Origin of the sequence: Marinobacter sp., assembly GCF_046484525.1 — a bacterium.
In the GTDB taxonomy this organism is placed as follows: Bacteria; Pseudomonadota; Gammaproteobacteria; order Pseudomonadales; family Oleiphilaceae; genus Marinobacter.
Genome location: NZ_JAWOIS010000010.1, coordinates 1 through 25,414, shown reverse-complemented (window position 1 = coordinate 25,414; position 25,414 = coordinate 1). Strand labels below are relative to the sequence as shown.

Sequence of the window (25,414 nt, the reverse complement as noted above, 5' to 3'; positions counted from 1 at the left end):
ACGTGTTCACGGCAACGCCTTCCAGTCGATGTCGAAACCCAGATCGATGTGGTAGCCCTCGACCATGGGCAACCTCAGCATGGGCAGGCGCAGCTGGTGTTCCAGCTCGTCGAGCCGCTCATCCAGAGTGTCTTCATCCGGTGCGGTCATGACGAACCAGAGGTTGTAGGTGTGTTCCCGGGCGTAGTTGTGATTGACCCCGGGGGCACGATTGATGCGGGCAGCCACCAGGTCCATCTGCTCATCTGGCGCTGCCACCGCGGCAAGCAGGCTGGCGCCTGCCCGCCGGTGTTCGAATACCGGTCCGACCCGGCTGATGACCTGATCGGACTGGAGGGTCTGCAAGCGGTTGATAACCTCACCCTCGGAGATACCCAGTTGCCGTGACATCTCCAGGTAGGGACGCTCGCACACCGGGAGATTCCGCTGGTACAGGTTGATCAGTTGCTTGTCAGTACTATCCAGTCTCATTGGTCTGTCCTCCGGGCCGGAAACGGGTCAGTACACGTCGTGCTGGGTGTTGTAAGTGTTGAACTTACCGGTCGGGGTGACCAGGTAGTCGCCCTTAATCACCTTCTTTAGCTTACGTGTCTTGTCGTCAACCACAACAATGGCGGATTTCTTGTCCTGAGTGTTCCAGATAGAGAACCAGACTTCGTCGCCTGCCTTGTTGTATTCCGGTTGAACCACGCGCTTGGGGCCTTCGCCCAAGTCTGCCCATTCAGCAAGCGGCAGCACTTCGTAGCCGGCATCAAAGTCATTGATGTCGAATACGGCTACACTCTGGCTCACCGCTTCGTTCGGGTTCAGTGAGGTGTCTACCCAAAGGTTGTCGGATTTCGGATGGGTCTTCACGAACAGTGAGCCACCACCCTGACCATTAACCGTGCGAACCACTTTCCAGGCTTTGTCCGGATGACCTTCCGGATCGGTACCGATCATCTGGATGGTATGGTCACCCAGGTGAGAGGTCGCCCAGACAGGGCCATGCTCGGGATCCACGAAGTTGGCACCACGACCCGGGTGCGGGATCTGGCCTACGTCGACCAGCGCTTCGAGGTTACGGTCCTGGGCATCAACAACCGCAATCTGGTTGGAGTTGTTGGCCGCAGACATGAAGTAGCGCATGCTGGCGTCCCAGCCACCATCGTGCAGGAATTTGGCTGCATCAATGGAGGTGATGGTCATATTGTCCAGATCTTCATAGTTGGCCAGCATGACCTTGCCGGTTTCCTTGACGTTGATGATGAACTCCGGATGCGCATGGGAAGCGACAATGGCTGCAACCCGCGGCTCGGGATGGTATTCCTGGTCTCCCACGGTCATGCCTCGGGTGCCAACGATTTTCTTCGGCTCAAGGGTGTCGCCATCCATGATTACGAACTGTGGCGGCCAGTAGGTGCCGGCAATGGCGTACTTGTCTTCCCAGCCTTTGTACTTGGAGGTTTCGACAGAACGTGCTTCCATGCCAACCTTGATCTTGGCAACGGTTTGCGGCTCTTCCATCCACAGGTCGATCATGTTGATCAGGGCATCGCGGCCGATAACCATCACGTAACGGCCAGAGGCAGACATTCGGGAGATGTGCACCGCGTAGCCGGTGTCGATGATGTTAACGACTTCCTTGGAGTCACCATCAATCAGTGCAATCTTGCCGGCGTCACGCAGGGTGACACTGAAGATATTCTCCAGATCCAGATCGTTCATCTGCTTGGTCGGGCGATCCTCCGGTGGAACGATTACTTCCCATGTCTCCTTCATGTCAGCCAGACTGAACTCGGGAGGTTGGGGGGGCTCATGCATGATGTACTTGGCCATCAGCTCGACTTCTTCCGGGGTGAGATCACCGGAAGTGCCCCAGTTCGGCATGCCCGCAGGGGAGCCGTAGGTGATAAAGGCCTTCAGATAATCGATGCCCCGCTCCTGCGTGATGTCCGGCGTCAGGGGCTTGCCGGTTGCCCCTTTGCGCAGTACGCCGTGACAACCGGCGCAACGCTGGAAATAGATTTCCTTGGCTTTTTCGAAATCGGTATCGGTCAGGTCGGGTGCTCCGGGGGAGCGGACAACCTTGGCCGAGCCGGGCTCTACGCTACTGGCCGTGCCTTCATAGGCTGTGGATGCTGAATCATCGGGATGTTTCGTGGCATCAGTGGCAGCAAGGGCGCCAAACGACGCAACGGTCACCGCCAGAGCCAGGGGTTTAAAGATTATGCGCGATACTCTCATCAGACTTTCTCCTCGAATTTAAGAGTCCCTTTAGGTTTCGCCTCTTCGGCCTCATGAACATTGATTTAAGTCAGACATATGTCATTTGTCAGCCCTCTACCCAACAGGTGGTATGCCCAATGATTCCTGGCCTTTGCGTGCGCTTTTAATCAATATCAAGGATGAGGTTGTAAGCCGTTGGGACGATGGGCCTGACCTATGTGTGACAATGGGAGCGGGTAAATGGGCAGAAACACAGGCTGGGCGGGAGCGCTGGGGGTCCGGCTGTTTACCTTTCTGTTGTTACCCGCCTTCGCGGCCGGGAGTAGCGGTCGTACCGAGTCGGACCTGACCAACCTGGTACTGCAGGACTGCGGCTCCTGTCATGGCATGACCCTGAAGGGAGGGCTGGGGCCGCCACTGCGCCCGGAGAACCTGGAGCGACTGCCGGCGGAAGCCATTGCGGCGATCATCCGCGAGGGTGTGCCGGACACTGCCATGCCCCCCTGGAAGCCACTTCTGACGCCTGAAGAGATTGACTGGATCAGCCGGCAACTGAAGGCAGGCACCCTGGTTTCACCTCAATAACCCACGTGGAGGTTCACCAAGCAATGGATCATCATCCCGGACACATTTTCCAGCGTCTGCTGCTGGTGCTACTGATGGCAACGCTCTCGGGATGCCAGTTGTTTACGCCGGCCTCGCCCGCCCAGCAACTGATGGGCACTGGCGATCTGGGGTTGATTATCGAGCGGGCGACCGGCTCGGTACTGGTCGTCAATACCAGTCAGCACAATAGGCTCGGGCGGATTGAGGGGCTCGGGGATCTCTCCCACGCCTCGGTGGTGTACTCTCGGGATGGTCGCTATGGCTATGTGTTCGGCCGGGATGGCGGGCTGACCAAGGTAGATTTGCTGACCCGTGCCGTCGTCAACCGCGTAATCCAGTCCGGCAACAGCATTGGTGGCGCCATCTCGCAGGATGGTCGGTTCGTGGCGGTCTCCAACTACGAGCCCGGAGGTGTGAAGGTTTTTGACAGCGAGACCCTGGAGCTGGTGATGGATATTCCGGCCAGCTACGCCGACGCCGAGGGCAAGACGGTACAATCCAAGACCGTGGGGCTGGTGGATGCACCGGGGAACCGGTTTGTGTTCAGCCTGTTTGATGCGGGCGAAATCTGGACCCTGGACATGGCCGATTCCGAGCCCGTGGTTCGCAAGTTCGATGCCGGCAAAGCCCCTTACGATGCACTGATTACCCCGGACGGTCGCCACTACATTGCCGGTCTGTTCGGCGAGGACGGACTGTCCATGCTGGATCTGTGGAATCCGGAGCAGGGGGTAACCGAGATCCTGCCGGATTATGGCAAGGGCGAGCAGAAACTGCCGGTGTACAAGATGCCCCACCTGGAGGGCTGGGCCATCGCCGATGGTCGGGCGTTTTTCCCGGCGGTCGGGCACCACCAGGTGCTTGTGGCGAAGATGGATGACTGGTCACTTTTGGACCGGATTCCCGTGCAGGGTCAGCCGGTGTTTGTGATGGCCAGTCCCGACAACCGGCAGATCTGGGTCAGCTTTGCGCACCCGAAGAATGATGTTATCCAGGTGATCGACAGCCAGAGCCGGAAGATTATCCGGACGCTGGCACCGGGCAAGGCGGTACTGCATATGGAATTCACCCCCAGAGGCGAGGAGGTCTGGGTGTCTGCCCGGGACAGCAATCGGGTGACGGTGTACAGCACCCGGACACTGGAGCCGGTGGCAACGCTTGATGCGGAAAAGCCCAGTGGCATCTTCTTTACCAGCCGGGCCCATGCGCTTGGCCTGTAACCATCATCGGGGCCGGGTTGTCCTGGCACTGGTGTTTGGCATGGCAGTGTCGGGAGGCTCTGGTGCAGCGGGAAATCCGTCGCCGTTGGCAATCAGCATCGAGTCTGTCACGGAGGTGACCGCCGTTGCGCGCCACCGTCTGACCAGTTTTCTGGCGCAGGCCGGCTGTTCGGCGGACGTGCGTTTTGGTGAGTCTGAACAGGATGTCGTGCTTGAGTTCCGGCTCGGTGAGAGCGGGTCCGACAAAGAGCCGGTGCTGATGGCAACCAACCGGAACGGTAATCGGCCCACGCCTGTCTGGGTGACCCGGCGAACGGCGGGGGTAGGTTCAACCGCCGAGCTGGACGGGCGAGACCTGGCGACAGTGGCAGGTCGGGATCCGCTTGGTTCCCGGTTGGCCCTGGCGGCCCTGGCGAAAGTTGGCGTGAAGCCGACACGGCAGCAGCTTTATGAAGCCGGCGACTACAGCTCGGCGCTGGGCCTGTTACTGCACAATAACACCCATGCAGCGGTATCGGAGGCGGGCTTTGTCGAGCCGATGCTGGAGAAAAATGGTCTGGTTGTTACCTGGACCGGCAGGCCCGTTTCCGCGGGCGGATGGTATCGGGGAGCGGGCTGGAACATGTCGGCCCTGCTTTGCGAAGATGCTCTGGCGGGGCTCACCCGAAGTGGTGATCGCCAGATCTTCGCGGTTTTTCCCGAATGGGTTCATGGTTTTAGCAGGCCTGAGCGCCTGGATTCAGAGGAAGGTTCCCAATGACGTTTTATCAACCGGTTGGCAATGAGATCGAACTTTTCCAGGCCGCGGCCGACAACGGCCTGCCTGTATTGATCAAGGGCCCCACCGGCTGCGGAAAAACCCGCTTTGTCCGCTATATGGCGGAGCGGCTGGATCGGCCGGTGTACACCGTAGCTTGTCACGATGACCTGACGGCGGCAGACCTGGTGGGGCGGCATCTGATTGGTCCCGATGGCACCTACTGGCAGGATGGCCCGCTCACACGGGCGGTCCGGGAAGGGGGGATCTGCTACCTGGACGAGGTGGTGGAAGCCCGGAAGGACACCACGGTGGTACTCCACCCGCTGGCCGACGACCGCAGGGAACTACCCATCGAACGCACCGGTGAACTGCTGCAGGCGGCGCCCGGATTCATGCTGGTGGTGTCCTATAACCCGGGGTATCAGAGCCTGCTTAAGGGCATGAAGCCGAGCACCCGGCAGCGCTTCGTGTCGCTGCGGTTCGAGTATCCCTCCGAGGAGACAGAGCAGACCATTGTCGCCGAGGAAGCCGGTTGCGACCGGGATCTTTCCAAGCAGTTGGTGAGTCTGGCGTCGGCATTGAGGAACCTGAAGGATCACGATCTGGAAGAAGCGGCGTCTACGCGCCTGTTGATACACTCGGCGATGATGATCAAGGCAGGCCTGCCACCGCTGGACGCGGTGCGGGCTGGCATGATCGAGCCGTTGTCGGATGATGAAGCCACGGTGGCAGCACTCATGGAGGTGGTGTATGCGGTATTCGGGCGGCCGGGAGAAAGCGGCTAGCGGCGCGGTCGTCCCGGTTATCTGGTATCTGCTGAATCTTTTGGCGATTCCGGTGATCGGGTTTGCTGTGCTGGTGTGGTTGTATCTTCATGGCGAGGGTGACCATCCGCTGCGAAGGGCCCATACCCGGGCGGCACTGGTTATGTCGGTGGTCGGTGCGGTGTTGATCAGTTCCGGCGTGGGCGTGGCCTGGCTGACTCTTGGTAATACCGGGCACTTCTGGAGCTTTGGCTTGGTGTGGGCAATCGTGCTGCATACCGGGTTTGTACTGTGGGGGATGGTGGCGTTGGCGCAGGCGATGGCTGACAAGCGGCCGTTGTTTCCTGCCAGGTGGTTGTAGCCTGAGAGTATGGCGCTTTGCGACTTCTATGATAACTCCGCTACCCGCCCCCAGGTTCCGCCCAGCTCGCGGGTTTACTCCGGGGTCTGATGAAAGCCTTCATCTGACCCCATTTTCACGCCGGAAACACCCCAGATGGGACACTAGCTCGCCGCATGAAACCCGGCGATCACCGCCACCACCACCGGCGCCCAGGCTTGGGCAGCGAGGCGCCAGCCTCGTGGAGCTTTTCGCATTTCCATAAAGTGATCCACCAGCAACATCGCCTTTACGACAATCAGCGCGAACACCAGCCAGGCCAGGAGCTCGGGCCCCAGCCCCGTTTGCAGGGCGATGACTGGCAACGCGGTGCAGACCATCAGGGCCAGGTAAATCGTCAGCATGTCAGTTTCTCCTCACGCCAGCACATAAACCATCGGAAACAGCACCAGCCACACCAGATCTACCATGTGCCAGTAGGAGGCACCGGACTCCATGCCATTCATGTCGGTACCGTCGTAGTCGCCGTTGCCGACTTTCACTGCCAGGACGACCAGGATGATCTGCCCCAGCAGCACATGCATGAAGTGGAAGAAGGTCAGGAAGAAATAAAACATGAAGAAGGTGTCGGTACCCAGGTTATAGCCCTGGCCATACAGGTCGGCGTATTCCCAGAGTTTGCCGATGGTGTAGACGCTGGACACTGCCAGCGCGAGCCAGAGTCGCAGCCGGCTTCCTTGTTCGCTGTGACGGAGCCGGTGCACTGCGGTGGCTACCAGATAGCTGGCGGTGATCAGCGCCACGGTATTGAGCAGGCCAATCCACGGATGCAGCATTTCGCGGCCGGCATGAAAGGTGGCCGGATCAAGACTGCGGGCCACGGTGAACCCGATGAACAGGATGCCGAATACCGCCAGTTCGGCAAAGATGAACATCCACACAGCGATATCACCGGGCAGGTGTCTGGCCTTGGTCGCAGTCAGGTCGTTCATGGTCATCGGGTCAGGTTAAGGTAGAGTTTGGGCAGTTGCAGCGGCAGCTGGGCCGGGTCCCGGATGACCACGTAGTGGTTGCTGCCGAACACATAGGGCAGGTATTCGCTGGCCTCGTCGTCGATGGTGACACAGAACGGGGTCAGACCGGCCTTATGGGCTTCCTGCACCGCCATGCGGGTGTCTTCCACGCCATAACGGCCTTCGTACAGATCCAGATCGTTGGGCTTGCCATCGGTGAGCAGCAGCAGGATCTTCTGATGCTCGGGGCGGGCCTGGAGTAGTCGGGTGGCCTGGCGGATGGCCGTGCCCATGCGGGTGTAGTAACCCGGCTCCAGGGCCTGGATGCGGCCCCGGATGGTGCCGGTATAGGCCTCGTCGAAGCCCTTGAGGTGATGAAAACGCACATGGTCTCGGCGCCGGGAGGAGAAGGCGAACAGGGCGAACGGGTCACGGCTTGCCTGCAGCGCCTCGCTGAGCAGTTGCAGGCCGTCCCGGGCCACGTCGATCACGCGCTGGTGGTTGTTGATATAGGTTTCGGTGGACAGGGATACATCGGCCAGCACCAGGCAGGCCAGGTCCCGTTGGCTCTGCTGGCAGCGCCGGAACAGTTTCTGGTCGATGGCGCCCTGGCGCTGTCGGTTCTGGACCTCCCGCTCCAGGCAGGCATCGAGATCCAGTTCCTCGCCCTCCACCTGGCGCTTCTGCCACTGTTTGAGCGGTTTCAGGGCACTGAATTGCCGTTGCAGGCGCTTGGCGGGTCGCCGCAGCGGTTCAGGCAGCTCTGCCGGCTGGGCATCCCGTGCCAGCATGGGCTGCAGGCAGCAGAATTTCTCCCGGTAACTCTGGCTGCGCCAGTCCCACTCCGGCAGATGAATGCCGGGGCCCAGGCGCAGGTCGTCGTTTTCTTCCGAGGGCAGGTCCAGGTCGAACTTGATGGAGGAAGAGGTTTCGCGACGGTCGTTGGAGACGGAAATCATGTCCATGTCGTCGGCTACGGCCTCGGCATCTTCCTCCTCGGTGTCGTCGCCGGCCCGGTCCACGGGGATGAATTCGGTCCAGGAGAAGAGGCTCTCCAGCCGGAAGATCATCAGTCCCTGGTCCCGGTCGAAACCCTCGACTCGTTCCGCCTGCCGGCGCTTGCGCTTCTTGGTCAGACCGCCGGGGCTGGATTGGGTGTTGTCATCCCCGATCACCTGGCCGTTGGCAGGTCCCTGGTTCAGGGACGGGTAAAGCCACAGAATGACTGGCCAGGGGTCGGTGCCGGCAACCGGAATCCGGTTTACGCTGCCAGGATGAATCAGTGCCTGCCGAATGGCTTCTTCACGGGCCGCTTCGCCCGGCGGTAGCTCTTCCGGGTGAGGGCGCCACTGCAGTGAGTGGCTGACCAGACGCTGATAGATCCGCTCCAGCCCCGGCCAGCGCACCAGAAGGTCGTGGACCATGGCCTGGTTGCCGCTGAACCAGTCATCTTCCGCCGGCTGCGGTGAAGCAGCCAGTGCCGCCAGCCAAAGGTAGAGGTCGCGGTTCAGGCTTTTTGAAGGAAACAGGGCCACGCGCTCAGGCAGTCGCAGGTTCTGGTCATCGCGCCAGGCCAGTTCGAACTTGCGATGGGTGCCGGCGAGCTTGTGCAGGAACCGCCGGCGCAGCCGAAAATGACGGGGCTCGGCCGTTACCAGACTCAGAGCGGGATCACCGCCCAGGGCCCGGAACAGGATGCCCAGGCTGAGGGCTTCGTCTTTCAGATGGACGGCATGTTCTGGAAACTCCCCCAGGGCCTGGCGAGTGATGTATTCATGCCATTTGTAGCCAACCCATTCTTCCATTGCTTGCTCCTTGTCATCCCCGCTGTCTGGCCGGTTCGCTGTTCAGCTGGTGCACGGGAATCAGCACGGTCTGGCGATTGCGCTCGCCCGGCTCCCAGTGCAGCAGGCTGCCCTCGGGATTGTCTTTCTGCACCTCACGGCAGGCGCTGACGCACTGCAGACACTGGGTGCAGGTGAACTTGGCGCGCTTGTGGCTGCGGGTGGGCAACCGCATCGGGCAGGCTTCGTCACAGGCTTTGGTACAGTCCCGGCACGCCGCGGCGCGGTCGGTATCGAAGGTCACCATGCGCCCCCGGCCATTGGTCATCCAGGCGATGCTCTGGACCACACCGAAGGCGCAGCCATACTTGCAGAACAGGTGCCGGGCAAACAGGAAATCCAGGGTGAATACGGTGCTGGCCACGGCCAGGAACACCGAGGGGTAAAACGCCAATTTGCCGGTCACGAGATCGGTATAAAGCGGGATCGGCGGCAGCAGGTACGAGAGCATCGCTAGTGCCCAGGAGAACCCGATCAGCCCGCACACCAGGATCAGTCCCGCCCAATGGATGATTTTGCCGCGACGGCCTTTCTTCAGGGCTTCCCACAGCGTGGGGCGGCCGGTGATCCGGGTCATCAGATGATTGACGGTTTCCACTACGGAAAAATGTGGGCACAGCCAGCCGCAGTAGATCCGTCCCCATTTCCACGCAACCCACAGTACGAGAGGTACCAGTACGAGGATGGGAAGGATGAACCAGAACAGGATCTGCCCGGCAACATCCGCCGGTGAACTGTGTGCGACCCAGTCCAGATTCAGGTTGAACGAGAGCGGAAACCCGAACAGGATGAAATGGGTCTCGGTCAGGTCGTAACGAAACAGGTTGAGGACCGGTGCAAGCAAGAACAGTGCGAAGAAACCGACCCGGGTAATCAGCCGGTTCCTCTGCAGTGTGTCCTTGGGATTGACGGCTGGTGCTTGCACGGTCGGTATCCGGAATTTGGCGGGGCTGCCGGGCGGCCGGCAACCCCGCTCAGGGGTGGGTTTACGCGTCTTCGGTGGCAGGGCCACGGACTTCTTCAGCCGGGGATGCCTGGCCCTTGATCAAGAAGCTGCCGAAGTACACGATCAGCCCGGCCAGGAAGAAGCAGCCGGCCACGAGGCGCATCCAGTAGAACAGCGAGATGTTGTCCTGGGTGGCCATGAAGGACAGTGCTTCGCCGCTTTCCGGAATCCGTTGCAGCCAGATCTGCAGGATGCCGGCGCCGGTCAGGAACAGGGTGATGAACACCATGGAGATGGTCATCAGCCAGAAACCCCACATCTCAAGCACCTGGGCGGTGTTGCTGTTGCCGTAGGGCCGGCCGCGCATGATCGGCATGGCGTAGGAGATGATGGTAAGGACGATCATCACGTAGGCGCCATAGAAGGCCATGTGGCCGTGGGCAGCGGTAATCTGGCTTCCGTGGGTGTAGTAGTTCACCGGGGCCAGAGTATGAAGGAAGCCCCATACGCCCGCGCCGAGGAATGCCATCACCGCCGTGCCCATGGCCCACAGCATGGCGGCCTTGTTCGGGTGGTTCCGCCGGCGGCGGTTGATCATGTTGAAGGCGAACAGCACCATCATGAAGAATGGCAGCGGTTCCAGGGCGGAGAACACCGAACCCAGCCACAGCCAGTACTCGGGTGGCCCGATCCAGAAGAAGTGGTGCCCGGTACCGATGATGCCGGTAATCAGCGCCATGGCGATGATCACGTACAGCCATTTCTCGATGACTTCCCGGTCAACACCGGTCAGCTTGATCAGCACATAGGCCAGGATGGCGCCCATGATCAGTTCCCAGACGCCCTCAACCCACAGGTGCACCACGAACCACCAGAAGTACTTATCGAGGGTCAGGTTGCCGGGGTTGTAGAAGGAGAACAGCCAAAGCACCGCCAGGCCGATCAGGCCGGTGATCAGCACAATGTTGACGACGGTTTTCCGGCCCTTCAGGGCAGTCATCATGATATTGAACAGAAAGCCGACGACCACGAGCGCTATACCGATCTTGGTAATGGTGGGTTGCTCGAGGAATTCCCGGCCCATGGTTGGCAATAGCTTGTTCATGGTGACATCCGCCAGTGTGGCGTAGTCCACGAACAGGTAGCCGAGGATGGTCAGGGTGCCGGCGACGGCAAATACCCAGAACAGGATCCAGGCCAGTAATGGGCTGTACAGCTCGGTCTGGGCCTCTTCTGGCACCAGGTAGTAGGTGGCGCCCATGAAGCCGAACAGCAGCCAGACGATCAGCAGGTTGGTATGCACCATCCGCGCAACGTTAAAGGGGATTTCCGGGAACAGGAAGTCTCCCACCACGTACTGCAGACCCAACACCAGGCCGAACACGATCTGGCCGGCGAACAGGATCAGGGCAAAGATGAAGTAGGGCATGGCGACCCGTTGGGATTCGTATTTCATGTCGTTTCTGCTCCCTCAGCCTTCAATGTTAGGTGGCCAGCCGTTATCGTCGATCTTGGACGTCCACTCCAGGAACGCCGCCAGATCCTCGATTTCCTGGTCGGTCAGATTGAATTGCGGCATCTGCCGGCGGCCCGGCACGTTAGTAGGCATGGCATTCATCCAGCCGTTCATGTAGGCCTTGAAGACCTCGGAGTCACTGGCGCCCCGGCGGTCGAACACGTTGGCCAGTTCCGGCGCGAAGTAGGCGCCTTCGCCCATCAGGGAATGACAACCAACACAGTTGTTGTTCTCCCAGACATGTTTGCCCCGGACAACCTGCTCAGTGAGCTGGTCCCGGTTATCCCGTTCGGGCATGGCCCGTGATTGAGTGTCAAAAGTCAGGGCCAGGAACAGCAATACGAAGAAGGCACTGCCTCCCAGGTAGATGTTCCTGGCCATGCTTTTGGTAAAGCGCTCGGCCATCGGTCTCTCTCCTTGGTCGTTGTGGAATACCTGACTACAGCACTAGGATATAAAGGTGCATCTTAAATGCTGTTGATGATTATCAAGCATTACTGAATGTCACACTATTGCGCCGGGGAGTTACCTCCGGTGGGGTAGGTGATAGACTTCGCGCGCTGAACTTCAATCCTGTTGTCCGGAGTCCTCGATGGCCGCTGCGCTGGCACTATTCCTGAAGCTGATCCCGCTGTATGTCACGGTTGCCTTGGGGTGGATTGCCGGTCGCTTCCTGGAAGCCAGTGGCAAACATATCGCCGGGATCATGCTCTACATCGTCACGCCGTCGGTGGTGTTTTCCGGGGTGATGGCGGCGCCGCTGTCGCCAGAAGTGATCCTGCTCCCGTTTCTGGTCTTCGCGATATCCTCAGTCCTTGGCATTGCCCAATTGAAGCTGGCGAGGCGGGTGGTTACTGACGGCAGCGCCAGCATCATTCCCCTTTGTGTGGGCTCCGGGAATACCGGTTATTTCGGCGTGCCGGTGGCTCTGCTGCTGTTCGGGGAAGAGGGGCTGGGGCTGTATATCGTGTGTATGCTCGGCACCACGCTGTTTGAGAATTCGGTGGGGTTCTATCTGGCGGCGCGTGGCCGGTATGACCTCAAGGATGCCTTGTGGCGGGTGGTGAAATTGCCTTCGGTGTATGCCTTTCTGGTGGCGGTGGCGCTCAACCTGTCCGGGTTCCGGATTCCGGATATTTTTGTACCGCTGTTCGACAACCTGCGCGGCGCATACAGCATCCTGGGCATGATGATCATTGGTATGAGCATTACCTCGTTCCGGGGACTGGCCGGCAATATCCGTTTCACCGGTCTCGCGTTCTTCGGCAAGTTCGTGGTCTGGCCGCTGGTGGCCATTTTGTTCTGGTGGCTGGATGCCAACATCCTGGGCATCTACGATACCGCCGTGCACCAGGCCATGTTCCTGATCTCTATCACACCGATCGCAGCCAACACCGTAGTGATTGCCACCTTGCTGGATACTGCGCCAAGGCAGGCGGCGGGCACGGTGCTACTGACCACCCTGTTCGCCCTGGCGTTCATCCCGGTTATGATTTCCCTGGCATTCTAGTGTGCGGCGCTTGAGGAGCTGTCGGTCGTGGGTGCCACACCTCGGGCCCTGGCCTCGGCGATATCCTGGCGGGCATGACGAACCACGCTGATGCCGGCGGTTACGGCCAGGCTGCCCATGATGGCGGCAACGATCAGGTCCGGCCAGGCCGTGCCGGTACCGAAGACCCCCACTGCTGCGCCCATGACCGCGATATTGCTGATGGCGTCATTGCGGCTGCACAACCATACCGAGCGCATGTCCGAGTCGCCCTCGCGGAAGCGGAATAGCATGACGGCAACACTGACATTGGCAGCCAGCGCCAGAAGACCCACGGCGCCCATGGTCAGGGGTTCCGGGGTGATCCCGCTCTGCGCCACCCAGATGGCCCGCGCCCAGACCGCGAGGCCAAAGGTGGCCATGGTGAGACCCTTGATCATGGCGGCCCGGCCACGCCAGAGCATGCCCATGGACAGTACGCTCAGGGAAAGGATGTAGTTGGCGCTGTCGCCAAAGAAGTCGATGGCGTCAGCCATTAGTGACACCGAACCGGACTGGATACTGGCAATACCCTCCACCAGGAACATGCCGATGTTCACCCACAGGGCGATCCAGAGCGCCTTGCGGAACCCGGGGGCGGGGGACTTTGGTTCGGGAGCCGAGCAACTGCAGGCCATGGTATCCTCCTATGGTGAGTTACTTGTAGTAAAAACCCTGTAGTTGCTACAGGGTCAACTCCCCGGAGGTGGTGCTTCTGAGAGTCGTCAGTTGTGGCCCTGGCCGTGGGTGCCAGGTACGTGGTTGTGGTCACTGGCCATTCCCAGTTTGTCGAGCTCGGAGGTCAGCCCTCCGAGTATGCCGCATTCGCTGACCGTGCCCCCGTCACTGCAGGCGGCCTGCAGCTTTTCCAGGGTTTGCTCCAGACTTGCCAACTCCTTCAAGCGCTCCCGCACATGATCCAGGTGACGGGCGAGCAGAGCATCCACATCACTGCAGTCCGCCTCGGGTTGTTCCGCCAGACGGATCAATTCGCGGATCTCGTCCTGGGCCATATCGAGGTTGCGACAGCGTTTGATGAACAGCAGCCGGTCCAGATGGGCCTGGCGGTAGCTGCGATAGCCGTTGGCGTCACGGACCGGTTCGGGCAGAAGACCGATTTTCTCGTAATATCGGACGGTCTCCACGGGAATGCTCGCCTGTTTGGCAATGGCTCCGATTCTCAAGGCTCCCCCCTTCAGGATTTGAGTGCCAGAATGCGCCGGGCACCGTTAAGTACGATCAGCCCCACAATGGTGCCCACCACGAGGTCGGGATAGTTGGAGCCAGTCCAGGCCACCAGTGCGCCTGCAACGATGACCCCAAGGTTGATAATCACGTCGTTGGCGGAGAATATCCAGCTGGCTTTCATGTGGGCGCCACCATGCCGGTGCCTGGAGATCAGGATCAGACAGGTGCTGTTGGCCACCAGGGCAATCAGAGCCATCACCATCATCAGCGCCGATTCCGGCTCGCTGCCCAGCAGGAAACGCCGGCCCACTTCCAGCAGTACCCCGAGGGCCAGGATCAATTGCAGAACGCCGGCAACATGGGCCGCGCGCACCTGCATCCGGAGGCTATGGGCAACGGCATACAGTGACAGGCCATAGACGGCAGCGTCGGCGAACATGTCGAGGGAATCCGCAATCAGGGCGGTGGACTGGGCGATCACGCCGATGGTCAGTTCCAGCACGAACATCACCGCGTTGATGGCCAGCAGGATCTTCAGGGTGCCGGATTCTTCGCCGGCACGCGTCGCCGCTGCCGTGGCGGCTTCGATGGCGTCGGGATCCGCCGCGCGTGTCTCCTGCAGGGTTGCCCCCAGGCCCAGGGGCAGCAGCCTGTCGGTCACGGGTTGGGCGTCGCCGTCATGAAGCACCCGGAGCTGGCGGATTTCCAGATCGAATGACAGGCCACCGATCTGCGCACAGCCGTCCAGCGCCATGCGAATCATCCGTTCTTCCGATGGACAGTCCATTTTGGGAATACGATACAGGCTGACCCATTCGCCGGATGTTACGGGCGCCGTGGGTGTTTGGCTCCCGGGATTGTCTGAGTTACAACCGCATTCACCACTTCTGGCTTCATTCATAAACCGAATTGCCCATCCACTTTTTCGGGTTCACGTCCAGGGAATATCGATCAGGGCGCGAAGACCGCCCCGGGCCCCGGTGTCAAAGGTAAGTGTACCACCGTAACGTTCGGTGATTTCCCTGACGATGGCCAGGCCAAGCCCGTGGCCCGGAGTCTGTTCATCCAGCCGAAGCCCACGGACACCGAGAGAAGGCAAGGATTCGGCGTGAACGCCGGGGCCGTCATCCTCGACCCGCATTATCATGCGGCCGTCTTCCTCCAGTAATGAGAGCTCGACGGTCTTCTCCGACCACTTGCCGGCATTATCCAGCAGATTGCCGAGCACTTCGTTCAGATCGTGTTCCTCCAGCGGCCAACGCCGTTCCTCCATCAACTCGGAGGACAATTCGAAGGACTTTTCCGGATACAGCCTGCCCAGCATCCAGAGAAGGTCCCGTGCCTGCTTGACCGGGTAGGCGCTTTTCCCCACCTGAGGGCCGGCAAACCGGCTCCGGCGCATTTCCGCTTCAAGCTGTTTGTCGATATCCCCGAGTCGGGCTGCCATTTCCTGTCTGAGGGGGGCGTTCAGTGGGCGGCTGGTATCTTCCAGTATCTGCCGGGTTGCCGCGATGGGGGTTTTGATGCTGTGTGAGAGATTCGCCAGAGCGTCCCGGGAGCGTTCCAGTCGCTGGTCGAGGGAATCGAGCAATTGGTTGAGCTGTTGCACCAGGGGCTGGAACTCCTCCGGAGCCTGAACGGCAATGCGGGAGATTTCACCATCCTGAAGCCTTTTCAGAGCAGCCTTGAGGGTCACGACGGGCCGCATGGACAGGGTGATGCCCAGCCAGATCAACGCTACGAGCAGCACGATCAGAAGAATGGAGACGATGGCGGTCCACGCATGCAGCTCGGCCTGGCTGCGTTTCAGGGCGCCAAGATCTTCGGACACAATCACGACAATGGGTGTGTCGCCAACCCGGAACGACTCCCTGTAGGCCAGGATACTGGAGGGGCTGTCGGCATTCCCTCTGCTATCGACCTGAGTGGAACCGTCCGACCCGGACTCGAGCAGGGGCATCAGCAGAGGCGTCCAGGGTTCCGGGGAAATGAGGGTGCGGTAGGGAGACTGGATGGCAAAGGCATGGTGAAAGACTTCCTGGAAGTAGTCGCCGGTCTGGAGTGTGTCGATGCGACCGCCAGATTCCCGGATCTGGTGCTCCAGGAACGCCACTTCGTCTTTCAGTCGGCTTTCAACAAATTCCCTTGCCATCCGTTCCAGTAATAGCCCATGCACCAACCACGCAAGGGCCATCAGGCCGATGCCGGCGGGTAGCAGCAGGACGAGCAGGGTGCCCTTTACGGACACCGGCTTTTTAAACAGTGTCATTGAACAGATAACCCTGGCCCCTTCGTGTTGCGATGGTCTCCGGCCCCACCAGTTTTCTCAGGCGCCGTATGTAAGCCTCAATCACATTCTCGCTGGGACTGTCGTTAAGGTTGTAGAGTTGCTCCATCAACTGTTCCTTGGAGAAGACATGCCGGGGACGACTCATCAGGCAGCGGAGCAGCCGGAACTCGGTGCCGGTCAGGGTATGCTCGGTGCCATCGGCCAGTTTCAGGCTCTGGCGGTTCTCGTCCAGCTCGAACCGGCCCGCTTTCACCACCGAGTGAACCCGGCCTTCACTGCGCCGGACAATGGCGTTGAGGCGGGCGATCAGCTCTTCGGTCTGGAACGGCTTGGCCAGGTAATCGTCCGCCCCGGCTTTCAGGCCATTCACCTTGTCCTGCCAGTCGCCTCGGGCAGTCAGAATCAGGACCGGTATGTTGACCTGGTTCGCCCGCCACTTTCTCAAGACATCCAGACCGCTCCCGTCGGGCAACCCAAGATCCAGAACCACCGCCCGGTAGTCTTCTTGCTCTCCCAGTATGACAGCCTCCCGGGCCATCGAGGTGGTATCCACACTGAAGCCCGCTTTCTCAAGCTGGCGGGCCAGGCCATCGGCCAGCAAGCGGTCATCTTCAACAAGCAGTAGGCGCATGGTTCTGTTCCTTATCGGCGTCTCGACCGCCGCGTCAGTGTCACTGATTCACCTGAATCAAGCCTGAACTCTAAATTGTTAGTCATTTTCAGAAAGGATTCAGGTTAGTGCGAGATGGTATCAATCGTTTCTTGGCATTGCTCAAGTTTCAGAGCGAGCCGACCCGCGTTCCAACGCACAGTATTTCACAGGAGAAGATGGGATGAATGCATCAAAGCTTTTTGTTGCCGCTGTGGCCATGCCCTTGACCGCAACTACGTTTGCTGCGGGCAGCCACGGTGATGGTCACGGCAGTGACATTGGTGAGCCCGGACATGCCAGCGATGTCTCCCGCACCATTGAGGTGCAAATGTATGACAACTACTACGAGCCGGAAGCGATTGAGGTAGTTCGTGGTGAGACCGTGCGGTTCGTGGTCGAGAACAAGGGCAGACTGGTGCATGAGTTCAATATCGGCACCCCCGACACGCACGAAGCCCATCGGGACGAAATGAAAATGATGGTCGAGCACGGTGTCATTCAGGGTGGCAAGCTCAATGAGGACATGATGAATATGGAAATGGGAAACGGCCATAGCATGAAGCATGACGATCCCAACAGCGTGCTGCTCGAGCCGGGCCAGAAGAAGGAAATCGTGTGGACGTTCAGCAGCAAGACCAGCATGGAGTTCGCCTGCAATATCCCGGGCCACTACCAGTCCGGGATGTACGGTGACGTGAACGTCGAGTCGCCCGCCGACACCCAGGCCAGTGCAGACTGATCCCGCCCGAGGCCGAGTTTAGAAGGGAGCACCACCTTCCCGGTGCTCCCGGTGCAGTATTCAGGAGTAACCAACACATGAAAAAAGCCCTTATGGCAGGGGCCCTCGGGCTCCTTATGCCCGTGATGGCGGCTGCCGGTGAATACGACATCACCGTGGACCGCGTGATGATTGACACCGGTGACTTTGTGAAAGAAGGCATCGGCTACAACGGTGCGTCTCCCGGGCCGGTACTCAGGTTCAAGGAAGGTGAAACGGTAACGATCAATGTAACCAATAATCTGGACGAGCCCACGTCCATTCACTGGCACGGACTGATTCTCCCGTTCGAGCAGGACGGGGTACCGGGCATCAGCTTCGACGGTATTCCTGCCGGCGAGACGTTTACCTACGAGTTTCCCATTGTCCAGAGCGGCACCTACTGGTTCCACAGTCATTCCGGCTTTCAGGAGCCCAATGGCGCCTATGGTGCGATCGTGATTGAACCGGAGGGTCGCGAGCCGTTCCGTTACGACCGGGAGTATGTGGTCCAACTCACCGACAAACACCCGCACGATGCGAACCGGGTCATGCGCAATCTGAAAATGATGCCGGATTACTACAACCGTCAGCAGCAGACCGTGGGGGATTTCTTTGCCGATATCTCGAAGCACGGTTTCATGACCACCCTCCAGGACCGTTTGGCCTGGGGCGACATGCGCATGATGAAGGCTGATGTGGAAGACGTTCAGGGCTTTACCGGGCTGATCAACGGCAAGGGCCCCGGACAGAACTGGACAGGGCTGTTCGAGCCGGGCGAACGCATCCGCCTTCGATTCATCAATTCGTCCGCCATGGCGTACTTCGATATCCGGATTCCGGGTCTGGAGATGACCGTGGTGCAGGCCGATGGCAATAACGTGCAGCCGGTCTCTGTGGACGAGTTCCGCATCGGTGTGGCGGAAACCTACGATGTCATCGTTCGGCCGAAGACCGCCGAGGCCTTTACCATCTTTGCCGAGTCCATGGGCCGGTCGGGGTATGCCCGGGCAACACTGGCGCCTGAGGAAGGCATGGAAGGGCCCATTCCCCAACTTCGGGATGCGCCGCTGCTGACCATGGCGGATATGGGCGGCATGCACGGTATGGGCGATGGCGAAAAGGTGACCGGCGACGGTGCGGCGGAAATGGATCATGGCAACATGAGTCAGGGTTCAGTGGGACAGGGCAGTATGGACGAACATTCTGGCATGGCCGGTAACGCTGGGACTTCGATGGCGGGCATGGATCACTCGGGCATGGATCACGGTGCCATGATCATGGCCGAGGGTGGTGCCAGCGATCCCTTCTACGCCGAAGGCAGTGGTCTGGTCCCCGTGGCGGCAAGTGGCGGCAAGTTTCTGTCCTACGCCGACCTGCGGGCCCAGAAGCCAATGTACGAGGATCGCGAACCCACCCGGGAGGTGGAGTTACGTCTGACCGGTAACATGGAGCGTTATACCTGGAGCATTGATGGCGTCAAGTATGAGGACGCGGAACCCTTGAAGCTTCAGTACGGTGAGCGGGTCCGGTTCAAGTTTGTGAATGAAACCATGATGACGCACCCGATGCATCTGCATGGCATGTGGTCGATTCTCGATGTGGGGGCCGGGGAGTGGAACCCGGTGAAACACACTGTCAGCGTTCAACCCGGCACGACGGTTTATATGGAGACCGAGGTGGACGCGCCGGGTCAGTGGGCTTTCCATTGTCACCTCTCCTACCATGCCGCGTCCGGGATGTTCCGTAAGGTCGTGGTCGAAGGCGGTCCGGATCAGGGCAGCACCGCCGGGGTAGAGGTTGTAAAGGATGGAGGTGACGCATGAGGACTCTGACCCTGTCTGCATTGGCGCTGGCGCTGAGTTTGCCTTCGTTACCCGCATTGGGCAGCGATATGCCGCAGGATAACTCTGGCCGAAAGGAGGCGCTGGCTCTCTGGGGTGTTCAATTCGAGGAACTGGAGTACCGTTACAGCGACGATGACGAGGAATTGGGAGTCTGGAACGGCGATGCCTTTTACGGCACCGACGATCTCAAGTTCCGCTGGCTGACCAAGGGCGAGTATGCCATCGAAGAAGAGGCCTACGAGAAGCTGGAAAACCAGCTGCTCCTTCAGGCGCCGGTTTCCGATTTCTTCGATGCCAAGGCCGGTGTCCGCTTCGATACCCCGGAAGGACCGGACCGCACCTACGCCGTGCTGGGGCTGGCCGGCCTGGCACCGCACTGGTTTGAAGTGGATGCCAGCCTGTATGTGAGTGACGAGGGCGACACCTCGGCCGAGTTCGATGCAGAGTATGAGCTGCTCTTCACCAATCACCTGATTCTGTCCGCTGCCCTGGATGCCACGGTCGCGTTCAGCGAGGACCGTGAAATTGGTGTTGGCAAGGGGCTGGTTTCCACAGAAACCGGGCTCAGGTTGAGCTATGACCTGGTTGACCGTTCCTTCTCACCCTATGTAGGCGTCGTCCACGAGCGTAAGTATGGCGATACCGCCGACTTCGCGAAAGCCGAGGGCGGAGGCACCGAGGACTGGTTTGCCGTTATCGGAGCCAGGGTTTCGTTCTGAGTCCGTCTCTGACACTCCAACGAACGGGCCGCGGGTAGCCGCCCGGCCCGTTTTTTGTTACTGCCCGATTGATGTGGGTCAATGGAGGGCGGTTGGGGCCGCGGATTTTCAGCCGCAATTCAGCTTCGGATGTTGTGATTGGAGTGTAAAGCAAACAGGTCGGGAGGTGACAGCCATGACCAAAGCTAACAAAGTAACCAGCCAGAGCCCCTTTCTTCTCCGCAGGAAGCTGATCGTTGAGGGGCTGGGTGAAAGTCAGTGGGAGGATTTCATTCACGAACTGAATCACCACCCCTGCGTGGACTTTGCCGAGCACAAGCCGGGCGATCGTCTGTCCGTGGCCTATGACGGGACTCATTGGTCGATCGATGAATTGCTGGAGCTGATCGCCGGTTACGGGGGGCGGCTTTTACCCGGTTGGTGGACGCGCAGGAAACTGGCCTGGTACCGGTTCACCGATGACAATGTCCGGGCCAATGCCAACCATGAGCCGTTTTGTTGTTCAAAAATCCCTCCTATGAAGCGCAAATAGAAACGCAAATAACAGGAGGCTCAATGGGCAGTGAACAGGACAGAACCACCTACTATCAGGAGGGCAGTCTCACCCTTCCAGGCACCGTGATGCTGGGGACCGGTGTGATGATTGGCGCCGGTATCTTCGCACTGACCGGCCAGATGGCACAGATGACCGGTGTGCTGTTCCCGCTGGCGTTCCTGGCCGCTGCGGTCATCGTGGCCTTTAGCGCGTATTCCTATATCAAGATTTCCAATGCCTGGCCTTCCGCCGGAGGTATCGGGATGTATCTGCACAAGGCCTACGGAAACCGTTTACCGACGGCATTCAACGCCTTGCTGATGTATTTCTCGATGGTGATCGCCCAGAGTTTTCTGGCCCGAACATTCGGTTCCTACACCATGCAGCTGTTTGGTGGCGACGAAAGTGGGCGCATGGTACCGGTACTTGGCGTATCACTGATCCTGGTCGCTTTTCTGATCAACCTGCTCGGAAACCGGATGATCCAGGGCGTGGCCTCTTTCATCGGTATCCTCAAGATCGGCGGGATACTGATTTTCGGGCTGGTGGGGGTCTGGATCGCAGACAGCATTTCGGTGGATTTCTCGACGCCGGGAGAAGCGGGAACGGCTGGTAATTTCCTGGGCGCCACCGCGCTCGGGATACTGGCCTTCAAGGGCTTCACCACCATCACCAACAGTGGCTCCGAGGTGAAAGATCCGCACCGAAACGTAGGGCGCGCGATCGTGATTTCCATTGCAGCCTGTGTGGTGATCTACACCCTGGTGGGCTTTGCCGTTGCCAGCAACCTTTCACTGTCTGAAATCATTAAGACCCGGGACTACTCCCTTGCCGCTGCCGCGCGTCCGGCATTGGGGGAGTATGGCGTCTGGTTCACGGTGGCCATCGCCATGATGGCCACGGCCGGGGGCATTCTGGCCAGTATTTTCGCCGTCTCGCGCATGTTGGCCATGCTGACAGAGATGAAACTGGTGCCCCACAGCCATTTCGGCATGCCGGGAACCATCCAGAAGCACACGCTGGTCTACACTGTGGTTCTGGGGCTGGTCCTTACGGCCTTTTTTGACCTTTCCCGTATTGCTGCCCTGGGGATCGTGTTCTATCTGGTCATGGACATTGCTATCCACTGGGGTGTGCTTCGCTATTTGCGGGAAGATGTAAAGGCAAATGCCTGGGTGCCGGTGACCGCGATTGTTCTGGATATGCTGGCATTGGGTGGTTTTGTCTGGGTGAAGCTGAACACGGACCCCTTCGTTATCGGTGTGGCCGTGGCAACGATGGTTGTGATCGCCATTGCCGAACAGGTCTTCCTGACAAGGTTCGCGCGCACCCGGGAACCTGAGCATGAGGGAACCCACGCGCATCATCGCCAGTAATACGTTATCGACCGGGAGAGCAGTGCCATGATGGGAAATGGAGCGTTTGGTAATACCATGTTTTATAACACGATGTGGGCAGGACACTGGCTGTGGATGCTGGTGATCGCCATCGTGGTCGTCATACCGGCATGGCGTATTTGCCAGCGAACCGGGTATCCGGGCTGGATGGGGCTTTTGATTCTGATTCCAGTAATTAATCTGTTCCTGCTTTACTTCCTTGCATTTTCTGAATGGCCCGCGGATAAACGAGGAGGGTCGGATGTCTGAGCACCAGCACGCTCATCATGCTGAACAGGGTGAAGGAGAAACCGGCCAGCACCTCGCCAAGGATCCGGTTTGCGGAATGTCTGTAGACCCCCACAAGGCCGAGCATCGCAGTCAGTACAGCGGAAAAACCTGGTATTTCTGCTCCGAAGGTTGTCTGTCGAAGTTCGAAGAGGAGCCGGGCCGTTATCTCGGTGATGAGCAGAAACGGGAGGAGCCTGTAGCTCCGGGCACCCTATACACCTGCCCCATGCACCCCGAAATCCGGCAGGAAGGTCCGGGGGATTGTCCCATCTGTGGCATGGCTCTGGAGCCCGAGCAGGTGAGTCTCGATGAAGGGCCGTCAGAAGAGCTCCGGGACATGACCCGGCGGTTCTGGATCGGCCTGGTACTTACCCTGCCGGTGTTGGTGCTGGAAATGGGCGGACACCTGACCGGCCTTGACCATATGGTGGCCGCGCAGACCTCCAACTGGATCCAGCTGCTACTGGCCACGCCAGTCGTTCTCTGGTGTGGCTGGCCGTTTTTTGTCCGGGGCTGGAGGTCCGTGGTCAGCCGTAACCTGAATATGTTCACGCTCATTGCTATTGGTACCGGGGTGGCTTTGATCTATAGCCTGGTGGCGACTCTGGCCCCCCAGACTTTCCCGGATGCGTTTCGGCAGGCTGATGGCTCGGTGGCCGTGTATTTCGAGGCGGCAGCGGTCATTGTGGTACTGGTGCTGCTTGGGCAAGTGCTCGAGTTGCGGGCCAGGGAAAAAACGTCCGGCGCCATCAGGGCCTTGCTTGATCTGGCCCCCGCGACGGCGAGGAAGCTGGATGATAACGGCGGCGAGTCCGACGTGTCACTGGATCAGGTCAAGGTTGGCGACCGCTTGCGGGTGCGTCCGGGGGATAAGGTGCCGCTGGACGGCGAGGTGCTTGAGGGCAGTTCGAACGTGGATGAGTCCATGGTGACCGGTGAGCCTCTGGCGGTCAGCAAGAAATCCGGTGATCAGGTGATCGGCGGCAGCATTAATCAGCAGGGCAGCTTTATCATGAGGGCGGATAAAGTGGGTCGGGATACCATGCTGTCCCAGATAGTGCAGATGGTAGCGAGTGCCCAGCGCAGTCGGGCACCCATTCAGGGGCTGGCAGACAAGGTGGCCGGTTACTTTGTGCCGGCTGTGATCCTGATCGCCATAATTGCATTTATCGCGTGGTCGTACTTCGGGCCAACACCGCCCATGGCCTTCGGTCTGATCGCTGCGGTAAGCGTGCTGATTATCGCGTGCCCTTGTGCTCTGGGCCTGGCAACGCCCATGTCGATCATGGTTGGTGTCGGGCGGGGCGCCCAATCCGGTGTGCTGATCCGCGATGCGGAAGCGCTGGAGCGGATGGAAAAGGTGGATACCGTGGTGGTGGATAAGACCGGCACCCTGACCGAGGGCAAACCTCAGGTAACCCGGCTGGTTCCCGCCAAGACGTTCAGCGAGGACGAATTGATGCGATTTGCCGGTGGCCTGGAGAAGGGCAGTGAGCATCCGCTGGCTCACGCCATCCTCGAGAAGGCCACCGCAATGGGTCTCGAGCTGCCGGACGCCGAGGGCTTCGATTCTCCGAATGGCAAAGGCGTAACCGGCAAGATCGAAGGAAGGCAGGTACTGATCGGCAACCGACTGTTACTGGAATCCGAAAACGTCGATACTGCTGATTTTGAAACGGAGGCGGATCAGCTTCGCAAGGATGGGGCCACGGTGATCTTCGCGGCTGTGGATGGTGCAGTTGCCGGCCTGCTTGCCATTGCCGATCCGGTTAAAGAAACCACTGAAGCCGCCATTTCCGCCCTGCAGAAAGACGGCATCCGGGTGGTCATGCTGACCGGCGATAACCGCACATCGGCCGAAGCAGTTGCCCGCATACTGCATATCGATGAAGTGGAAGCGGAAGTGCTTCCGGAAGACAAGGGCAAGATTGTTCAGCGCCTGAAGGACGAAGGCCGCATTGTGGTGATGGCGGGGGACGGCGTGAACGATGCGCCAGCACTAGCCACAGCGGATGTCGGGGTGGCCATGGGGACCGGAACCGATGTCGCCATCGAGAGTGCCGGTATTACATTGTTGCGAGGCGATCTGATGGGTATTGTGGAAGCGCGCCGGTTGTCTTTGGCGACCATGCGCAACATCCGGCAGAACCTGTTTTTTGCCTTTATCTACAACTCTGCCGGAGTCCCGATCGCCGCCGGGGTTTTATATCCGTTTGCGGGAATTCTGTTGTCGCCGATCTTCGCAGCGGCGGCGATGTCGCTGTCTTCAGTCAGCGTGATTGTCAACGCACTGCGTCTGCGAGTGGTCAAGCTGGAACCGAACCATTAAACTTTTGCTTCACAGGAGATAACCATGTCATACACGATCAACCGTCTCATCAGAAATGTGGATTTTGAGGACGTGGACCAGAGAGCGCGCCAGGCCCTGGGCGACCACGGCTTCGGCGTGCTGACCGAGATCGACGTCAAAGCCACCATGAAGAAAAAGCTCGACAAGGATATGTCCGCCTACCGGATTCTGGGGGCCTGTAATCCCGGTATGGCCTGGGAAGCCATCGGCCTGGAACCTCGCGTCGGGGCCATGCTGCCGTGTAATGTGATTCTCAGGGAAGTCTCGGACGGCGTGGAGGTCAGTGCCATCGATCCTGTGGCATCCATGACGGCTATTGATAATGACGAGCTCAAACAGGTTGCGGGGAAAGTTCGTGACATGCTGTCTGAGGTTGTCGAGGCGATCTGACCAACTCAGCACGATGAGTAATCTGTTACCGATCTGAAGCTACCAAACCCTCCCGGCATATAAAGCCGGGAGGGTTTCCATCAGCTAGTGTCCCGTCTGGTTAATTCGCTGACCTACTGCGTGGCGCTGGGGACCCTGGCCAAGGCGCCAGTGCGCAGGTGTGGTGGTTCCACATCAAGTGCTGGCAACACCGGTCAGGGGCCCCAGCGCCGCGCCCTTCGGGAGCCACTGAGAGCCTTGATAGCTGCGTTGCGCTGACTCGATTTGGAACCAC

The 25,414-nt window shown here is 59.5% G+C and carries 28 protein-coding genes; 15 read left to right on the top strand and 13 right to left on the bottom strand.

Annotated features, from left to right (window positions below):
• Positions 1-6 precede the first annotated feature (6 nt).
• Together R6W86_RS01815 and R6W86_RS01810 are read right to left on the bottom strand one after the other, a co-directional pair.
• Positions 7-471 carry an AsnC family transcriptional regulator gene (locus R6W86_RS01815; RefSeq protein WP_410327688.1) on the bottom strand — a complete coding sequence of 155 codons (465 nt, stop codon included), beginning with the start codon at positions 469-471 and terminating at the stop codon, positions 7-9.
• A gap of 27 nt (positions 472-498) precedes the next feature.
• Positions 499-2,226, bottom strand: coding sequence for a cytochrome D1 domain-containing protein (locus tag R6W86_RS01810; RefSeq protein WP_410327687.1), 1,728 nt, complete (start codon positions 2,224-2,226; stop codon positions 499-501).
• A gap of 222 nt (positions 2,227-2,448) precedes the next feature.
• Here R6W86_RS01810 and R6W86_RS01805 point away from each other — a divergent pair, with 222 nt between their 5' ends.
• From R6W86_RS01805 to R6W86_RS01785, 5 genes are all read left to right on the top strand, one after another.
• Positions 2,449-2,793: a c-type cytochrome gene (locus R6W86_RS01805; RefSeq protein WP_410327686.1), complete on the top strand. Its 345-nt coding sequence runs from the start codon at positions 2,449-2,451 to the stop codon at positions 2,791-2,793.
• Positions 2,794-2,867: 74 nt separating this feature from the next.
• Complete coding sequence (locus tag R6W86_RS01800; RefSeq protein WP_410327731.1) at positions 2,868-4,034, top strand: cytochrome D1 domain-containing protein; 1,167 nt, start codon at positions 2,868-2,870, stop codon at positions 4,032-4,034.
• On the top strand, positions 3,991-4,794 hold the full coding sequence (locus R6W86_RS01795) for a PhnD/SsuA/transferrin family substrate-binding protein (protein WP_410327685.1): 804 nt from the start codon (positions 3,991-3,993) through the stop codon (positions 4,792-4,794). Before R6W86_RS01800 ends, R6W86_RS01795 begins: the two co-directional genes overlap by 44 nt.
• Complete coding sequence (locus tag R6W86_RS01790; RefSeq protein ID WP_410327684.1) at positions 4,791-5,579, top strand: CbbQ/NirQ/NorQ/GpvN family protein; 789 nt, start codon at positions 4,791-4,793, stop codon at positions 5,577-5,579. Before R6W86_RS01795 ends, R6W86_RS01790 begins: the two co-directional genes overlap by 4 nt.
• Positions 5,545-5,919, top strand: a complete 375-nt coding sequence (locus tag R6W86_RS01785; protein WP_410327683.1) for a hypothetical protein — start codon at positions 5,545-5,547, stop codon at positions 5,917-5,919. The genes R6W86_RS01790 and R6W86_RS01785 overlap by 35 nt, the downstream gene beginning before the upstream one ends.
• A 143-nt stretch (positions 5,920-6,062) precedes the next feature.
• Here R6W86_RS01785 and R6W86_RS01780 read toward each other — a convergent pair whose 3' ends face one another.
• The 6 genes from R6W86_RS01780 to R6W86_RS01755 all read right to left on the bottom strand — a co-directional run bounded on the left by R6W86_RS01780 (position 6,063) and on the right by R6W86_RS01755 (position 11,622).
• Complete coding sequence (locus R6W86_RS01780; protein ID WP_410327682.1) at positions 6,063-6,302, bottom strand: cytochrome C oxidase subunit IV family protein; 240 nt, start codon at positions 6,300-6,302, stop codon at positions 6,063-6,065.
• A gap of 12 nt (positions 6,303-6,314) precedes the next feature.
• On the bottom strand, positions 6,315-6,890 hold the full coding sequence (locus R6W86_RS01775) for a cytochrome c oxidase subunit 3 (RefSeq protein ID WP_410327681.1): 576 nt from the start codon (positions 6,888-6,890) through the stop codon (positions 6,315-6,317).
• 2 nt (positions 6,891-6,892) lie between these two features.
• Positions 6,893-8,716, bottom strand: a complete 1,824-nt coding sequence (locus R6W86_RS01770) for a nitric oxide reductase activation protein NorD (RefSeq protein ID WP_410327680.1) — start codon at positions 8,714-8,716, stop codon at positions 6,893-6,895.
• Positions 8,717-8,729: 13 nt separating this feature from the next.
• Positions 8,730-9,680 carry a 4Fe-4S binding protein gene (locus R6W86_RS01765; RefSeq protein WP_410327679.1) on the bottom strand — a complete coding sequence of 317 codons (951 nt, stop codon included), beginning with the start codon at positions 9,678-9,680 and terminating at the stop codon, positions 8,730-8,732.
• Positions 9,681-9,741: 61 nt separating this feature from the next.
• Positions 9,742-11,157, bottom strand: coding sequence for a cbb3-type cytochrome c oxidase subunit I (locus tag R6W86_RS01760; protein ID WP_410327678.1), 1,416 nt, complete (start codon positions 11,155-11,157; stop codon positions 9,742-9,744).
• A 15-nt stretch (positions 11,158-11,172) separates the two neighbouring features.
• Positions 11,173-11,622, bottom strand: coding sequence for a c-type cytochrome (locus R6W86_RS01755; protein WP_410327677.1), 450 nt, complete (start codon positions 11,620-11,622; stop codon positions 11,173-11,175).
• Positions 11,623-11,809: 187 nt separating this feature from the next.
• On the opposite strand from R6W86_RS01755, the gene R6W86_RS01750 reads away from it, so the two are divergent.
• A complete protein-coding gene (locus R6W86_RS01750) occupies positions 11,810-12,727 on the top strand; it encodes an AEC family transporter (RefSeq protein ID WP_410327676.1) in 918 nt (305 codons plus the stop codon).
• On the opposite strand, the gene R6W86_RS01745 is transcribed toward R6W86_RS01750, so the two are convergent.
• From R6W86_RS01745 to R6W86_RS01725, 5 genes are all read right to left on the bottom strand, one after another.
• On the bottom strand, positions 12,724-13,383 hold the full coding sequence (locus R6W86_RS01745; RefSeq protein ID WP_410327675.1) for a cation transporter: 660 nt from the start codon (positions 13,381-13,383) through the stop codon (positions 12,724-12,726). The two genes, R6W86_RS01750 and R6W86_RS01745, sit on opposite strands and share 4 nt — an antisense overlap.
• 87 nt (positions 13,384-13,470) lie before the next feature.
• Complete coding sequence (gene cadR / locus R6W86_RS01740) at positions 13,471-13,929, bottom strand: Cd(II)/Pb(II)-responsive transcriptional regulator (RefSeq protein ID WP_410327674.1); 459 nt, start codon at positions 13,927-13,929, stop codon at positions 13,471-13,473.
• A gap of 11 nt (positions 13,930-13,940) precedes the next feature.
• Positions 13,941-14,834 carry a cation transporter gene (locus R6W86_RS01735; protein ID WP_410327673.1) on the bottom strand — a complete coding sequence of 298 codons (894 nt, stop codon included), beginning with the start codon at positions 14,832-14,834 and terminating at the stop codon, positions 13,941-13,943.
• 30 nt (positions 14,835-14,864) lie between these two features.
• Complete coding sequence (locus R6W86_RS01730; protein ID WP_410327672.1) at positions 14,865-16,202, bottom strand: sensor histidine kinase; 1,338 nt, start codon at positions 16,200-16,202, stop codon at positions 14,865-14,867.
• Complete coding sequence (locus tag R6W86_RS01725) at positions 16,189-16,854, bottom strand: response regulator transcription factor (RefSeq protein ID WP_410327671.1); 666 nt, start codon at positions 16,852-16,854, stop codon at positions 16,189-16,191. The genes R6W86_RS01730 and R6W86_RS01725 overlap by 14 nt, the downstream gene beginning before the upstream one ends.
• A 202-nt stretch (positions 16,855-17,056) precedes the next feature.
• On the opposite strand from R6W86_RS01725, the gene R6W86_RS01720 reads away from it, so the two are divergent.
• The 9 genes from R6W86_RS01720 (at position 17,057) to R6W86_RS01680 (ending at position 25,398) form a co-directional block, all read left to right on the top strand.
• Positions 17,057-17,614, top strand: coding sequence for a cupredoxin domain-containing protein (locus R6W86_RS01720; protein WP_410327670.1), 558 nt, complete (start codon positions 17,057-17,059; stop codon positions 17,612-17,614).
• 77 nt (positions 17,615-17,691) lie between these two features.
• A complete protein-coding gene (locus R6W86_RS01715) occupies positions 17,692-19,458 on the top strand; it encodes a copper resistance system multicopper oxidase (RefSeq protein WP_410327669.1) in 1,767 nt (588 codons plus the stop codon).
• Between the two features lie 68 nt (positions 19,459-19,526).
• A complete protein-coding gene (locus R6W86_RS01710) occupies positions 19,527-20,198 on the top strand; it encodes a copper resistance protein B (RefSeq protein ID WP_410327730.1) in 672 nt (223 codons plus the stop codon).
• 175 nt (positions 20,199-20,373) lie between these two features.
• Positions 20,374-20,730 carry a hypothetical protein gene (locus R6W86_RS01705; RefSeq protein WP_410327668.1) on the top strand — a complete coding sequence of 119 codons (357 nt, stop codon included), beginning with the start codon at positions 20,374-20,376 and terminating at the stop codon, positions 20,728-20,730.
• Between the two features lie 23 nt (positions 20,731-20,753).
• A complete protein-coding gene (locus R6W86_RS01700) occupies positions 20,754-22,109 on the top strand; it encodes an APC family permease (RefSeq protein ID WP_410327667.1) in 1,356 nt (451 codons plus the stop codon).
• Positions 22,110-22,136: 27 nt separating this feature from the next.
• A complete protein-coding gene (locus R6W86_RS01695; RefSeq protein WP_410327666.1) occupies positions 22,137-22,379 on the top strand; it encodes a hypothetical protein in 243 nt (80 codons plus the stop codon).
• A complete protein-coding gene (locus R6W86_RS01690) occupies positions 22,372-24,729 on the top strand; it encodes a heavy metal translocating P-type ATPase (protein WP_410327665.1) in 2,358 nt (785 codons plus the stop codon). Before R6W86_RS01695 ends, R6W86_RS01690 begins: the two co-directional genes overlap by 8 nt.
• Before the next feature lie 24 nt (positions 24,730-24,753).
• Complete coding sequence (locus R6W86_RS01685) at positions 24,754-25,140, top strand: DUF302 domain-containing protein (RefSeq protein ID WP_410327664.1); 387 nt, start codon at positions 24,754-24,756, stop codon at positions 25,138-25,140.
• An 87-nt stretch (positions 25,141-25,227) separates the two neighbouring features.
• Positions 25,228-25,398: a hypothetical protein gene (locus R6W86_RS01680; protein ID WP_410327663.1), complete on the top strand. Its 171-nt coding sequence runs from the start codon at positions 25,228-25,230 to the stop codon at positions 25,396-25,398.
• The last annotated feature ends 16 nt before the right edge of the window (positions 25,399-25,414 follow it).

Excerpts from the sequence above, each read along its gene's own strand:
- R6W86_RS01815 (WP_410327688.1), bottom strand. The coding sequence starts at position 471 with ATGAGACTGGATAGTACTGACAAGCAACTGATCAACCTGTACCAGCGG.
- R6W86_RS01810 (WP_410327687.1), bottom strand. The coding sequence starts at position 2,226 with ATGAGAGTATCGCGCATAATCTTTAAACCCCTGGCTCTGGCGGTGACC.
- R6W86_RS01805 (WP_410327686.1), top strand. The coding sequence starts at position 2,449 with ATGGGCAGAAACACAGGCTGGGCGGGAGCGCTGGGGGTCCGGCTGTTT.
- R6W86_RS01800 (WP_410327731.1), top strand. The coding sequence starts at position 2,868 with ATGGCAACGCTCTCGGGATGCCAGTTGTTTACGCCGGCCTCGCCCGCC.
- R6W86_RS01790 (WP_410327684.1), top strand. The coding sequence starts at position 4,791 with ATGACGTTTTATCAACCGGTTGGCAATGAGATCGAACTTTTCCAGGCC.
- R6W86_RS01785 (WP_410327683.1), top strand. The coding sequence starts at position 5,545 with ATGCGGTATTCGGGCGGCCGGGAGAAAGCGGCTAGCGGCGCGGTCGTC.
- R6W86_RS01780 (WP_410327682.1), bottom strand. The coding sequence starts at position 6,302 with ATGCTGACGATTTACCTGGCCCTGATGGTCTGCACCGCGTTGCCAGTC.
- R6W86_RS01775 (WP_410327681.1), bottom strand. The coding sequence starts at position 6,890 with ATGAACGACCTGACTGCGACCAAGGCCAGACACCTGCCCGGTGATATC.
- R6W86_RS01770 (WP_410327680.1), bottom strand. The coding sequence starts at position 8,716 with ATGGAAGAATGGGTTGGCTACAAATGGCATGAATACATCACTCGCCAG.
- R6W86_RS01760 (WP_410327678.1), bottom strand. The coding sequence starts at position 11,157 with ATGAAATACGAATCCCAACGGGTCGCCATGCCCTACTTCATCTTTGCC.
- R6W86_RS01755 (WP_410327677.1), bottom strand. The coding sequence starts at position 11,622 with ATGGCCGAGCGCTTTACCAAAAGCATGGCCAGGAACATCTACCTGGGA.
- R6W86_RS01750 (WP_410327676.1), top strand. The coding sequence starts at position 11,810 with ATGGCCGCTGCGCTGGCACTATTCCTGAAGCTGATCCCGCTGTATGTC.
- R6W86_RS01745 (WP_410327675.1), bottom strand. The coding sequence starts at position 13,383 with ATGGCCTGCAGTTGCTCGGCTCCCGAACCAAAGTCCCCCGCCCCCGGG.
- R6W86_RS01735 (WP_410327673.1), bottom strand. The coding sequence starts at position 14,834 with ATGAATGAAGCCAGAAGTGGTGAATGCGGTTGTAACTCAGACAATCCC.
- R6W86_RS01730 (WP_410327672.1), bottom strand. The coding sequence starts at position 16,202 with ATGACACTGTTTAAAAAGCCGGTGTCCGTAAAGGGCACCCTGCTCGTC.
- R6W86_RS01725 (WP_410327671.1), bottom strand. The coding sequence starts at position 16,854 with ATGCGCCTACTGCTTGTTGAAGATGACCGCTTGCTGGCCGATGGCCTG.
- R6W86_RS01720 (WP_410327670.1), top strand. The coding sequence starts at position 17,057 with ATGAATGCATCAAAGCTTTTTGTTGCCGCTGTGGCCATGCCCTTGACC.
- R6W86_RS01715 (WP_410327669.1), top strand. The coding sequence starts at position 17,692 with ATGAAAAAAGCCCTTATGGCAGGGGCCCTCGGGCTCCTTATGCCCGTG.
- R6W86_RS01710 (WP_410327730.1), top strand. The coding sequence starts at position 19,527 with ATGCCGCAGGATAACTCTGGCCGAAAGGAGGCGCTGGCTCTCTGGGGT.
- R6W86_RS01705 (WP_410327668.1), top strand. The coding sequence starts at position 20,374 with ATGACCAAAGCTAACAAAGTAACCAGCCAGAGCCCCTTTCTTCTCCGC.
- R6W86_RS01700 (WP_410327667.1), top strand. The coding sequence starts at position 20,754 with ATGGGCAGTGAACAGGACAGAACCACCTACTATCAGGAGGGCAGTCTC.
- R6W86_RS01695 (WP_410327666.1), top strand. The coding sequence starts at position 22,137 with ATGATGGGAAATGGAGCGTTTGGTAATACCATGTTTTATAACACGATG.
- R6W86_RS01690 (WP_410327665.1), top strand. The coding sequence starts at position 22,372 with ATGTCTGAGCACCAGCACGCTCATCATGCTGAACAGGGTGAAGGAGAA.
- R6W86_RS01685 (WP_410327664.1), top strand. The coding sequence starts at position 24,754 with ATGTCATACACGATCAACCGTCTCATCAGAAATGTGGATTTTGAGGAC.